Source organism: Stenotrophomonas sp. 2694 (assembly GCF_040548715.1).
Lineage (GTDB): Bacteria > Pseudomonadota > Gammaproteobacteria > Xanthomonadales > Xanthomonadaceae > Stenotrophomonas > Stenotrophomonas indicatrix.
This window is the reverse complement of record NZ_JBEPSG010000031.1, coordinates 16,979-29,076: the sequence shown is the minus strand read 5'-3', so window position 1 is coordinate 29,076 and position 12,098 is coordinate 16,979. Positions and strand designations below refer to the sequence as shown.

Genomic DNA, 12,098 nt, shown 5'->3' with positions numbered 1-12,098 from the left:
GGCGGGTCGGGGGCGGGGGGGGGGGGGGGCCCCCCCCCCCCCCCCCCCCGCGGGCGCCGCCCCCCCCCCCCCCCCCCCCCCCCCCCCCCACGACCCAATCCGATAGGCTGCTTTCAGCGACCAACCACGAGGGGCTCCGCCGTTGGCTGGAACCCATCATTCCACTCGGGAATTGGCGCGCCGGCCCCGCTGGGCCTACCATCGGCGGTCCCCACCCCCACCGCCCCTTCCATGTCCGCTCCCGCTTCCACCGCGCCGCGCCGCTGGTTCGTCGCTGGCGACTTCAATGGCTTCTTCGGCCTGGTCGTCGACAACCTCTCCATCCTCGGCTTCATCGCCATGGCCCTGGTCGGGATGTTCCAGTTCCCCGCCGACGTGGTCTTCGGCCGCATGTTCCCCGGCACTGCCCTGGGCGTGCTGGTCGGCAACCTGCTGTACACCCTGATGGCACGGCGCCTGGCCGCGCGTACCGGGCGCGACGACGTCACCGCCATGCCGCTGGGCCTGGATGCGCCGACCAGCATCGGCATGGCGCTGCTGGTGCTGGGCCCGGCCTTCCTGGCCTTCAAGCAGCAGGGCCTGGACCCGCATGCCGCCGCCATCGCCACCTGGCAGCTGGGCATGGCCTCGCTGGTCATCATGGGCGTGCTCAAGCTGATCCTGTCCTTCTTCGGTGAAGCGGTGACCCGCGCGCTGCCGCGCGCTGCGCTGCTGGGTTCCATCGCGGGCATCGCACTGGTGCTGATGGGCCTGCTGCCCTTGCTGGAGACCCTGCGCTCGCCGCTGGTGGGCTTCACCACGCTGGGCCTGCTGCTGTACGTACTGATCGCCAAGGGCAAGCTGCCGCTGCGCGGCCCCGGTGTGCTGCTGGCGTTCGTGTTCGGCACCGTGCTGTATTACGGGCTCGGCCTGGCCGGCCTGGGTGTGCCCGGCTTCCAGATTCCCGCCTGGGTGCCGCCGCAGGTGGTGCTGCCGCTGCCAACGCTGGGCTTCATCGAGGGCCTGCCGACCGCGATGACCTACCTGCCGCTGCTGCTGCCGTTCGGCCTGCTGATGGTGGTCGGTGGCATCAACGTATCCGAAAGCGCGCGCGCGGCCGGCGATGACTACCGCACCCGCGACATCCTGCTGGTGGAGGCAGTGGCCACGCTGGTCGCCGGCGTCTGCGGTGGCGTTGCGCAGACCACCCCGTACATCGGCCAGCCGGCCTACAAGCACATGGGCGCGCGCAGCGGCTACACGCTGCTGACCGGCCTGTTCGTCGGCATCGGCGGCATGCTCGGCATCATTTCCGGGCTGGTGCAGTGGCTGCCGCTGGCGGTACTGGCGCCGATCATCGTGTACGTGTCGATCGACATCACCACCCAGGCGTTCCAGGCCACCCCGCGCCAGCATGCCGGTGCGATGGTGCTGGGCTTCCTGCCGTCGGCGGCCTATCTGCTGGCGATCAAGGCGCCGGGCTGGATTCCGGCCGAGCAGATGGGCGCGCTGCTGACCCACGTCGATGGCCACGGCCTGCCGGAGCTGGCGGTGATCTTCGCGCTGGGCAACGGCTTCATCATCACTTCGATGCTGTGGATCGCCACCGTCGCAGCGATGGTCGATGGCCGTCTGCGCCGCGCCTGCGGCTTCCTGCTGGTGGCGGCGGTGCTCACCCTGTTCGGCCTGATCCATTCGGTGGATCCGCGCGGCGGCATCTACCTGCCGTGGGATCTGCAGGGCCTGGCCCGCGTCATCAGCTGGCAGTTCGCCGGTGCCTATGTGGCGCTGGCCATCCTGCTGGGGCTGCTGTCGCTGCAGAAGCAGGCGGTGAAGCCGCTGGCTGAAAACGCCCATTGACCGGTAGCGCCGGGCCATGCCCGGCGTTGGGTTGCGCTGCCGCCGGGCATGGCCCGGCGCTACTTCTCGCCATCCAGTTCCGGGTAATGCCGGAAGATGCCGTTGGTGTTGAAGGGCAGCCGCCGCTCCGAAGCGAGATAGGCGGCGATGCCGGGCCGTTGTTCCACCCGGTCCTTCAGCGCGCGCAGCAGTGGCAACCTCGGCCACAGCGCCTGCATGCGGCGTGGAAACATGTAGTCCAGCCCGCTCAGCAACTGGAACAGCGACAGGTCCACGTAGGAGTGTTCGCGCAGCGGGTGGCGACCGCCATTGGCCTTCAGCACCTGCTCGAAGTAGCCAAGGAATTTCGGCAGGCGCTCATCGCGCATCGCTGCCGCGCGCGCCCTGGCCTCGGTCTTCTGGTCTTCGTAGTACTTCGACGCGGCGATCGGATGGTGGGTGTCGTGCACTTCGGCCACCAGATCGGCGATGGTCAGCTGCAACTGCAGCGCCTGCATGCGCCGCGAGGCGGCCTGCGGAACCAGATCCAGCGTCGGGCCGAGGAAATCGAGAATGGCCGCGACCTGTGCGATGACCTGTCGCCCCGCCTTCAGGAACGGTGGCGCGAAAGGTTGCGCACCTTCGCTGTGGCCATCGAGGAACGGCTGCATCACGGCGTCGCCGTGCACACGCGCCATGTCCACGTAATCGGCGCCGGCATCTTCCAGCGCCAGCCGCACGAATTCGCCACGGCCTTGGATGCCGGTCCAGTAGTACAGCGCGTACTGCATGAAGGCTTCTCCACCCAACAGGAACAGCAGGGTCGCGCGTACCGCGCAAAGCAGGCGTGAACCACAACGGCAGCGGAATGGCTGGGGAACCCCGCCGAACCAAGGCAGTCACACCTTGTCCATGCAGCTGAAAGGCGAGGTTCTGCATCATGCAGAGTGGAAAAGTGGTCTGGCCCTGGGTTCTGGGCGTGGTGGTGGTGGGCGGCGCGGGCACGTGGTTGTTCCGCGACCAGTTGCAGCACCTGGCAGATGGCGTAGCGGTGCCGGAGCAATCCGCGCCGACCTCCGCAGGCGCCGCACCGAAGCCCGCTGCTACGCAGGAACCCGCGCCCTCTCCGATCAAGCATCCGCTGGATTCCGAGGCCGCCGCCGACCCTGCGTTGCCGAACCTGGCCGACAGCGATGCCGCCGCCTGGAGCACATTGAGCGAACTGTTCAAGGGCGAGGGCGCGTTGACTGCGCTGCTGCGCGATCACCTGATCCAGCGCCTGGTCACCCAGGTCGACAACCTGGACAAGGCCAGTGTGCCGCCTACCGCGCTGGCCTTCCGGCCGCTACCGGGCAGCCTGCAGGTGGAGCCGGGCCAGGGCGGCGAACGCATCGCCGCGGCCAATGCAGCGCGCTATGCGCCCTATGTGCAGGCCTTCACTGCGCTCGACCCGGCGGCGGCGGCCCACGCGTACAAGCGCTTCTATCCATTGATCCAGCAGGCGTATGTCGATCTGGGCCGTCCCGACGGGTATTTCAATGATCGCCTGGTAACGGTGATCGACCACCTGCTGGACACCCCGGAGCTGGCCCAGGCGCCACCGCTGCAGCGCGATGAACGCGGCCGCTACCGCTTCGCCGATGCCACCCTGCAGTCGCGCTCGATCGGGCAGAAGGCCTTGCTGCGCATGGACGTGGCGCAGGCGCGGGCGGTCAAGCAGCAGCTGCGGGCGATCCGGGCCGCGATCACCCATTGAGGCCTCCAGCGTGCAGATCTGATCCGGATCAACGCGCCGACAACACCGCATCCGGCATGCTGGCCACAGGCTGACTGGCCTTCGAATGCAGTCGCAGCCACCCTTGAAACGGGGTGGGGCAACCGCATCTTTCCAGCATCGCCGGCGCGGGCCGGCCAAGATGACCGATGAGGTTTCGCAATGCGGATGGACAAGCTCACCTCGCGTTTCCAGCAGGCGCTGGCAGACGCGCAGTCGCTGGCGGTAGGCCGCGACAACAGCATCATCGAACCGGTGCACGTGTTCAGTGCCCTGCTGGACCAGCAGGGGGGCAGCACCCGGCCGCTGCTGGCCCAGGCCGGCGTCAACGTGCCGGTGCTGCGCGAACGCCTGGACGAGGCGCTTGAAGCGCTGCCGAAGGTGTCCGGCCAGGCCGGCAACCTGTCGATCGGCAACGACCTCAACCGCCTGCTCAACCATACCGACAAGCTGGCCCAGCAGAACGGTGATGCCTTCATCGCCAGCGAGTGGTTCGTGCTGGCCGCACTGGAAGACGGCGGCACGCTGGGCATGGCGATGCGCGCTGCCGGTGCCGACAAGGCGCGCCTGCAGACCGCCATCGACAAACTGCGTGGTGGCGAGAACGTGCAGTCGGAGAACGCCGAAGAGCAGCGGCAGGCGCTGGAGAAATACACCATCGACCTGACCGCACGCGCCGAGAGCGGCAAGCTCGACCCGGTGATCGGTCGCGATGAAGAAATCCGCCGCACCATCCAGGTGCTGCAGCGTCGCACCAAGAACAACCCGGTGCTGATCGGCGAACCCGGCGTGGGCAAGACCGCGATCGTCGAAGGCCTGGCCCAGCGCATCATCAATGACGAAGTGCCTGAAGGCCTGCGCGGCAAGCGCGTGCTGTCGCTGGACATGGGCGCGCTGATCGCTGGCGCGAAGTTCCGCGGTGAATTCGAAGAACGCCTGAAGGGCGTGCTCAACGACCTGGCCAAGAGTGAAGGGCAGATCATCCTGTTCATCGACGAGCTGCACACCATGGTTGGCGCGGGCAAGGCCGACGGTGCGATGGATGCCGGCAACATGCTCAAGCCGGCACTCGCGCGCGGTGAACTGCACTGCGTCGGTGCGACCACGCTGGACGAGTACCGCAAGTACATCGAGAAGGATGCCGCGCTGGAGCGCCGCTTCCAGAAAGTCTTCGTGGGCGAGCCGACGGTGGAGGACACCATCGCGATCCTGCGCGGCCTGAAGGAAAAGTACGCGGTGCACCACGGGGTGGAGATCACCGACCCGGCCATCGTCGCTGCGGCCACCCTGTCCAACCGCTACATCACCGACCGCCAGCTGCCGGACAAGGCCATCGACCTGATGGACGAGGCCGCTTCACGGCTGCGCATGGAGATCGATTCCAAGCCGGAGGAACTGGACCGGCTGGAACGTCGCCTGATCCAGCTGAAGATCCAGCGCGAGATGCTGAAGAAGGAAAAGGACGACGCTTCGCGGCAGCGCCTGGCCGATCTGGAAAACGATATCGATGCGCTGGAGCGCGAGTTCTCCGATCTCAACGAAGTCTGGAAGTCGGAGAAGGCCGCGCTGCAGGGCACGACGAAGATCAAGGAACAGGTCGAGCAGGCCAAGGTTGAACTGGAGTCGGCCCAGCGCCGGCAGGATTTCGCGCGCATGAGCGAGATCCAGTATGGCGTGCTGCCGCAGCTGGAAAAGCAGCTGGCTGCCGCCCAGGAAGTGGAGAACCACGACTTCAAGCTGGTGCAGGACCGTGTCACCGACGAGGAGATCGCCGAGGTCGTCTCGCGCTGGACCGGCATCCCGGTCAACAAGATGCTCGAAGGCGAACGTGACAAGCTGCTGCGCATGGAAGAGGTGCTGCACAACCGCGTGGTCGGCCAGGAAGAGGCGATCAAGGTGGTGTCCGACGCGGTGCGTCGTTCGCGCGCTGGCTTGTCCGATCCGAATCGACCGGGGGGATCGTTCCTGTTCCTGGGCCCGACCGGCGTGGGCAAGACCGAACTGTGCAAGTCGCTGGCCGAGTTCCTGTTCGACAGCGCCGACGCGATGATCCGCATCGACATGAGCGAGTTCATGGAGAAGCACAGCGTCGCACGCCTGATCGGTGCGCCCCCCGGCTACGTGGGCTATGAGGAAGGCGGTTACCTCACTGAGGCCGTGCGCCGTCGCCCGTATTCGCTGATCCTGCTGGACGAGGTGGAAAAGGCGCATCCGGATGTGTTCAACATCCTGCTGCAGGTACTGGACGACGGTCGCCTGACCGATGGCCAGGGCCGCACGGTGGACTTCCGCAATACCGTCATCGTGATGACCTCCAACCTGGGTTCGCACCAGATCCAGGACATGAGCGGCGATGACACGCCGGAGGCCTACACGCAGATGAAGGCGGCGGTGATGGGCGTGGTGCAGGCGCACTTCCGTCCGGAGTTCATCAACCGGTTGGATGACATCGTGGTGTTCCATCCGCTGGACAAGCAGCAGATCAAGCAGATCGCGCGCATCCAGATGCGTGGCCTGGAAAAGCGCCTGGCCGAGCGTGGCCTGAAGCTGGTGGTGTCCGATGCAGCGTTCGATCTGCTCGGCAACGTCGGCTTCGATCCGGTCTACGGTGCGCGTCCGCTGAAGCGTGCGATCCAGGCACAGCTGGAAAACCCGCTGGCGCAGAAGATCCTGTCCGGTGCGTTCGTCAACGGCGATACCATCGAAGTGGGCAACGACGGCGGCCATCTGGTGTTCGCCAAGGCCTGATGCGTGCAACGGGGCGCTGCATGATCGCAGCGCCCCGTCTCTTTGCCAGCGCGAACGTCGGTGTCCGGCGCTCGCCGGCCATGCTCAGAACCGGTGCGTATACCCGGTCATCAACCCGAACTGGTTGGCCTTCTGCACGATCGGGCTGTCGGCGGCGTCGCCGAGCAGGCGGGTGCCTTCCACGGCGATGTACCAGTTGCCGTTGCGACCAGCACGATGGCTCCATTTCATGCCCAGCCCGGCGCTGACCAGGCCGGCCTTGGGCTTGTGCTGGGCGAACCCGGTGCGAGCGGCCTGGTCGGGGCTGACGCCGTACCAGGTCTGCATATAGCCGCGGTTGCCGTAGTCGGTGGAGACGCTGCCGCTGACCACGCCACCGGCCAGATCGAACAGCGGCATCTCCAGGTTCAGGTGGATCTGCTGGGTGGCAAGGCCGTTGTCGCCCTTGTCATCGTCTTTCAGCGTGTACTGCCAGGAACCACTCAACACCGCCTCACCCAGCGTATAGCCAGCCGCCAGGCCGACCAGGGGCCGGGTATCGATATCGCCCATGCCACGCAGGAAGTCCGAGCCGCCGAGGATCGAGTTCTTCTCGCGTCGGCTGCCGCTGCCGCCGACGTAGGCACGCACGCGGGTGTGTTCGCCGATCGCCGTGCCCCAACCCGCACCGCTGGTACCCAGAAACCAGCCGCCCGGCGAAGTCACGTCGAACGACAGCGTCGGTGCGGCCTGGAATTCCTCGCTGCCGCTATAGCGCGGGGCAACGCCGCCACCGGCGGCCAGCTCGAAGGTCCATTGATCCTCCTTGGCATGCGCTGTGGACGTTGCGAACAAGGGCAGCAGGGCCAGGCCGAGCAGGGTGGGAAAACGGCGACGGTGGGACATGGCAACTCTCTACAGTGGGAGGAAATGCAGTGCGCGCATCCGGCGCGTGCTGCTGGGTCGACAGCGTGGCGGGATGCCACCGACCAATCCGTCCGCAGTTGTGCGGGAGTTGTAAGCAACTGTAAGCGCGGCCCGTGGCGTTCAGCTGGCAGCCAGTGGCCAGTGCATTTCCAGGCGTGCACCGCCCAGGGTCGCGCGTCCCACGCGCAGCTCGCCGTGGTGACGAACCGCGATGCGCCCGGCGATGGCCAGGCCAAGACCAAAGCCGCCGGTGTCGCGGCTGCGGCTGTCATCCAGACGGGTGAACGGGCGCAACACCTTCTCGCGATCGCCTTCGGCAATGCCGGGGCCATCGTCATCCACGCGCAGGCAGGCCTTGCCGGCCACGCTGACCAGTGACACCTCCACACGGGTGCGTGCATAGCGCATCGCGTTGCCGACCAGGTTGCTCAGGGCCAGCTGCAGCAGGCGTGGCTCGGCATCCACGCGTGGCAGCGCGCTGGGCCAGACCTGCAGCACCAGGCCCGCGCGCTCGGCATCGCGCCGTGCGTCTTCCATGCAGGCCTGCAGCCAGTCGTTCGCCTCGATCCGCTGCATGGGCTCGGCGTCGTTGGGATGCTCCAGACGCTCATAGGCCAGCAGTTCGCTGACCAACCGGTTGAGCTCGGCCAGATCACCATGCAGGCCGGCAGCGAGGTGTGCCCGCCGCGCCGGGTCGTTGCTGTCCTGCATCAGATCCAGGCCGAAGGCCAGGCGTGCGATCGGCGTGCGCAGCTCGTGGGAAATGGCATGGGTAAGATCGCGCTGCCGTTGCACCAGTTCGGCCACGCGCGCGGCCATGCGGTTGGAATGCTCGACGATGACCCGGATCTGCGAGCGTGGCGATACCTGCGCACGTGCCTGCAGGTCGCCGGCACCGATGCGATCGGCATGACCCCGCAGCGCTTCCAGGTCGCGCCACAGCAGGCGTACCCAGGCATACAGGCAGGCGCCGACCAGCAGCAGGATGCACAGGTAGGCGGCGGCGGTCATGTACAGGGTCATCTGCACCTCGCCGGGAAGGCGCAGCTGCAGCCAGCGTCCGTCAGTCCCCTCGATAGGCAGCAGCACCTGCTGGTAGCGCTCACGGACGATGAAGCCGTCCCCGCGCAGGGCACTGCGCTCTTCGTCATCGAGCACGGGCGGTGCATCCAGCAGTGACAGCGCAATGCCGTAATGCGGCTGCCACTGCAGCAGGCGCTGCTGTTGCTGCTGGCGGTCCAGGCCGGCCAGTCCGCTGCGCAGCGCATACACCTGTCCGCGCACCTGTTCGACGAAGACTCGTTCCTGCAGGGGCGTGTAGATGCGGTCCAGCAGGTGGTTGAGGCTGAACACCGACACCAGCAGGCAGCCGCCGGTGACGAACCACAACCACAGGAACAGGCGCTTCACGCCGACCAGGCCGAGGGATTGAACTGGTAACCGCGGCCCCACACGGTCTTGATCCGGCGCGGTTCACGCGCGTCATCGCCCAGCTTGCGGCGCAGCTTGCCGATGCAGACATCCACGCTGCGGTCCAGGCCATCGAAACCGATGCCGCGCGCCGCCTGCAGGATCTGGTCGCGCGAGAGGATCTGCCCGGGCTGGCTGGCCAGCAGCCAGAGGATCTCGAATTCGGTGGTGCCCAGCTCTACGGGCTGCCCATGCAGGTGGACCTCGCGCTGCACGCGATCGATCAGCAACTCGCCATGCATCAGCCTGCACGGCACCCCGGCAGGACCGCTGCCATGGCGACGGCGCAGCAGCGCGCGCAGGCGCGCCAGCAGCAGGCGCGGCTCGATCGGCTTGTGCACATAGTCATCGGCGCCGGACTCCAGGCCCAGCACCTGTTCGATATCGTCCTCGCACGCCGTCAGCATCAGGATCGGCACGTCGGAAAAACTGCGGATCTGCCGGCACACGTCGATGCCACCGAGGCCAGGCAGCATCAGGTCCAGCACCACCAGTTCCGGCGCGTGCTGGCGGCAGGCCGCGCTGGCCAGGTCGCCACGCGGCACGTGCTGCACGGCAAATCCATGTTCGCTCAGGTAGTCGCTGACCAGCTCGGCCAGGCGGCGGTCGTCCTCGACCAGCAGCACCTGGGTCGGGTTGCCGGCGGCGGGAGTCCACGGGGAGGGCTGCATCGGTAGGGCGTCCTTGTCCGGGGCAAAGGGCCCGGCGGCGAAGCCTAGCAATGGCCCATGACGACTGCCTGAATCCCGGGCAACCTGATAACCGCCGGTACTGGCGTCATCGCCAGGGGCTCTCAATGGCGGTCGATGGCTGGCCTATGGTGGGCGTTTCCCCGGATGGAGCCTGGCGCAATGAGCGATCCGCAGTGGCAACTGGAAACCCTGGCCGTGCACGGCGGCTACCGCCCCGACCCGACCACCCGCGCGGTGGCGGTGCCGATCTACCAGACCGTGGCCTACGCATTCGATGACACCCAGCACGGGGCGGACCTGTTCGACCTGAAGGTGCCGGGCAACATCTATACGCGCATCATGAACCCCACCACCGACGTGCTGGAGCAGCGCGTTGCGGCGCTGGAAGGGGGCATCGGCGCGTTGGCACTGGCTTCCGGGCAGGCCGCGATCACCTATGCGATCCAGACCATTGCCGAGGCCGGCGACAACATCGTCGCGGCCAGCGCGCTGTATGGCGGCAGCCTCAACCTGCTGGCGCACACGCTGCCGCAGTACGGCATCCAGGCGCGTTTCGCAGATCCGGCAGATCCGTCCGCGTTCGCCGCGCTGATCGATGAACGCACCAAGGCGGTGTTCGTCGAATCGATCGGCAACCCGCGCGGCAACGTCACCGACATCGCCGCCATCGCCGAGGTCGCGCATGCGGCCGGCGTGCCGTTGATCGTCGACAACACGGTGGCCACGCCATTCCTGCTGCGCCCGTTCGAACATGGCGCCGACATCGTGGTGCACTCGCTCACCAAGTACCTCGGTGGCCACGGCACCAGCCTGGGCGGGGCGATCGTCGATTCCGGCCGCTTCGACTGGACGGCACAGCCGCAACGCTTCGCCCGCTTGAACCAGCCCGATCCGAGCTATCACGGCGTGGTCTATACCGAAGCGCTCGGCGCGGCGGCCTACATCGGCCGTGCGCGGGTAGTGCCGTTGCGCAATACCGGCGCAGCGTTGTCACCGTTCAACGCCTTCCTGATCCTGCAGGGCATCGAGACCCTGGCGCTGCGTATGGAGCGGATCAACGCCAATGCGCTGGCTGTGGCGCAGTACCTGCGCGCGCATCCGAAGGTGGCGTGGGTGCGTTATGCCGGGCTGGCCGACGACCCCGAACACGCGGCGGCGCAGCGTTATCTGGGCGGCCATGGCTCCGGTGTGCTGACCTTCGGCCTGCCGGGTGGGCGCGTTGCCGGCGCCCGCTTCCTCGATGCCCTGAAACTGTTCACCCGGCTGGTGAACCTGGGCGATGCCAAGTCACTGGCCACCCACCCGGCCTCGACCACCCATCGCCAGCTGGATGCGGCCGAACTGGCCAGGGCCGGGGTCAGCGAGGACACCGTGCGCCTGTCGATCGGCATCGAGCACATCGGCGATCTGCGCGCGGACCTGGAACAGGCTCTCGCCCAGGCCTGAGGGCGGGCAATCGCGCAGGATCGGTCACGCACCCCGCTAAAGGATCAGGCACGATCGCAGCCAGGTCCTCAGCGGAGATGGTCATGAAGCGGCTTGCAGGCCTGCGCCAGGCGCAGGGAATCGAACGGGTTATCGACCATCTGCAGGGCTGCCTGCGTGAGCAGCAGGCACTGCCGGATGTAGCGTCACTGGCGACTGTCGCCCATCAGTCGCCCTATCACTTCCAGCGCCTGTACCGGGCACTGACGGGGGAAAGCCCCGGACAGACGCTGGACCGGCTGCGCCTGCTCAACGCCCTGCAGGCGCTGCAGCAGCCCGATGCAAGCGTCACCGACGCTGCGCTGGCCGCTGGATATGAGAGTGCGCAGGCCCTTGCGCGGCGCTGCAGGCAGCGCCTGGATACCACCCCGCGCGCGCTGCGCGCCGATGCAGCGCTGCGGCAGCAGTGGCAGCAGCTCTTGGCGCATCCACCGGCCGACGTGGACGCAGTGACCGCCGCCCCGCTGAAGGTGGAAGTGCGCGCGCTGCAGCCGTTCGAGGTCGTGCTGCTACGCGCGAAGGGGGCCTTCGGTGATCTCGATGCCAGCTTCGGCCGCCTGTACCAATGGGCGCAGGCGCAAGGGCTGGCCGACGATCTGCTACACCTGGTGGGCATCGCCATCGATGACCACCGGGACGTACCCGCGCAGGCGCACCGCTTCGACTGCGGGATGGGATTTGCCACCGCGCTGCCGCAACTTTCGTCGCCGCTGCGGCGGCAGGCCCTCGGCGTCGGTCCGCATGCGGTCGTCCACCATGTCGGCCCCTATGAGCAGCTGCAGGCCGTGGGGGATGCACTGCTGCGCGACTGGTGGCCAGACAGTGGGCACGCGCTTGCCGAAGCGCCCCTGTACTTTCACTTCCTGGATGATCCCGAACAGGTGCCTGCCCACCAGTTGCGCGCCGACGTCTGCCTGCCGCTGGCAGGCTGATACCTGCTGGCTTGGTCGTCATCGCCAGAGGCGATCACCACCACTGCAGGAAAGCGTTACGGTAGAGACGCTCTCCAAGGGCGTGGCGATATCATCCCCGGCCGATGCGGGTCGGCCGGGGACTTTTTTGGGCGCAGCCAACCCAGGTAGATCCACGCCGTGCGTGGACGCATTTTGATGCACTGTCGAAATACTCGATTCCGATGGAGATCCATCCACGCATGGCGTGGATCTACCGTGTCGACCAAGGTCGACACCTACCAACAGCGGCAC

The 12,098-nt window shown here is 67.2% G+C and carries 9 protein-coding genes; 5 read left to right on the top strand and 4 right to left on the bottom strand.

Going from position 1 to position 12,098, the window contains the following annotated elements; genetic code table 11:
• Positions 1-231 precede the first annotated feature (231 nt).
• Complete coding sequence (locus tag ABIA73_RS20640) at positions 232-1,839, top strand: SulP family inorganic anion transporter (protein WP_032975155.1); 1,608 nt, start codon at positions 232-234, stop codon at positions 1,837-1,839.
• A gap of 59 nt (positions 1,840-1,898) precedes the next feature.
• Here ABIA73_RS20640 and ABIA73_RS20635 read toward each other — a convergent pair whose 3' ends face one another.
• On the bottom strand, positions 1,899-2,609 hold the full coding sequence (locus tag ABIA73_RS20635; RefSeq protein ID WP_354276226.1) for a glutathione S-transferase: 711 nt from the start codon (positions 2,607-2,609) through the stop codon (positions 1,899-1,901).
• 149 nt (positions 2,610-2,758) lie between these two features.
• On the opposite strand from ABIA73_RS20635, the gene ABIA73_RS20630 reads away from it, so the two are divergent.
• Both ABIA73_RS20630 and clpB read left to right on the top strand, forming a co-directional pair.
• A complete protein-coding gene (locus tag ABIA73_RS20630) occupies positions 2,759-3,574 on the top strand; it encodes a DUF3014 domain-containing protein (protein WP_354276225.1) in 816 nt (271 codons plus the stop codon).
• A gap of 180 nt (positions 3,575-3,754) precedes the next feature.
• Complete coding sequence (gene clpB / locus ABIA73_RS20625) at positions 3,755-6,340, top strand: ATP-dependent chaperone ClpB (RefSeq protein ID WP_032975152.1); 2,586 nt, start codon at positions 3,755-3,757, stop codon at positions 6,338-6,340.
• Between the two features lie 84 nt (positions 6,341-6,424).
• Here the strand turns inward: clpB and ABIA73_RS20620 are convergent, their stop codons facing one another.
• From ABIA73_RS20620 to ABIA73_RS20610, 3 genes are all read right to left on the bottom strand, one after another.
• On the bottom strand, positions 6,425-7,225 hold the full coding sequence (locus ABIA73_RS20620; protein WP_025874695.1) for a MipA/OmpV family protein: 801 nt from the start codon (positions 7,223-7,225) through the stop codon (positions 6,425-6,427).
• Between the two features lie 141 nt (positions 7,226-7,366).
• The gene (locus tag ABIA73_RS20615; RefSeq protein ID WP_025874694.1) at positions 7,367-8,656 is read right to left on the bottom strand and encodes an ATP-binding protein; all 1,290 of its coding nucleotides are present in this window, start codon (positions 8,654-8,656) and stop codon (positions 7,367-7,369) included.
• Positions 8,653-9,387, bottom strand: coding sequence for a winged helix-turn-helix domain-containing protein (locus ABIA73_RS20610; RefSeq protein WP_025874693.1), 735 nt, complete (start codon positions 9,385-9,387; stop codon positions 8,653-8,655). Before ABIA73_RS20610 ends, ABIA73_RS20615 begins: the two co-directional genes overlap by 4 nt.
• A 180-nt stretch (positions 9,388-9,567) precedes the next feature.
• On the opposite strand from ABIA73_RS20610, the gene ABIA73_RS20605 reads away from it, so the two are divergent.
• Positions 9,568-10,854, top strand: coding sequence for an O-acetylhomoserine aminocarboxypropyltransferase/cysteine synthase family protein (locus ABIA73_RS20605; RefSeq protein WP_033831836.1), 1,287 nt, complete (start codon positions 9,568-9,570; stop codon positions 10,852-10,854).
• 83 nt (positions 10,855-10,937) lie between these two features.
• Complete coding sequence (locus ABIA73_RS20600) at positions 10,938-11,825, top strand: AraC family transcriptional regulator (protein ID WP_080150636.1); 888 nt, start codon at positions 10,938-10,940, stop codon at positions 11,823-11,825.
• The last annotated feature ends 273 nt before the right edge of the window (positions 11,826-12,098 follow it).

Bases quoted from the DNA above. Each gene is read 5' to 3' on its own strand.
- ABIA73_RS20635 (WP_354276226.1), bottom strand. From the start codon at position 2,609: ATGCAGTACGCGCTGTACTACTGGACCGGCATCCAAGGCCGTGGCGAA.
- ABIA73_RS20620 (WP_025874695.1), bottom strand. From the start codon at position 7,225: ATGTCCCACCGTCGCCGTTTTCCCACCCTGCTCGGCCTGGCCCTGCTG.
- ABIA73_RS20640 (WP_032975155.1), top strand. From the start codon at position 232: ATGTCCGCTCCCGCTTCCACCGCGCCGCGCCGCTGGTTCGTCGCTGGC.
- ABIA73_RS20610 (WP_025874693.1), bottom strand. From the start codon at position 9,387: ATGCAGCCCTCCCCGTGGACTCCCGCCGCCGGCAACCCGACCCAGGTG.
- ABIA73_RS20605 (WP_033831836.1), top strand. From the start codon at position 9,568: ATGAGCGATCCGCAGTGGCAACTGGAAACCCTGGCCGTGCACGGCGGC.
- clpB (WP_032975152.1), top strand. From the start codon at position 3,755: ATGCGGATGGACAAGCTCACCTCGCGTTTCCAGCAGGCGCTGGCAGAC.
- ABIA73_RS20630 (WP_354276225.1), top strand. From the start codon at position 2,759: ATGCAGAGTGGAAAAGTGGTCTGGCCCTGGGTTCTGGGCGTGGTGGTG.
- ABIA73_RS20600 (WP_080150636.1), top strand. From the start codon at position 10,938: ATGAAGCGGCTTGCAGGCCTGCGCCAGGCGCAGGGAATCGAACGGGTT.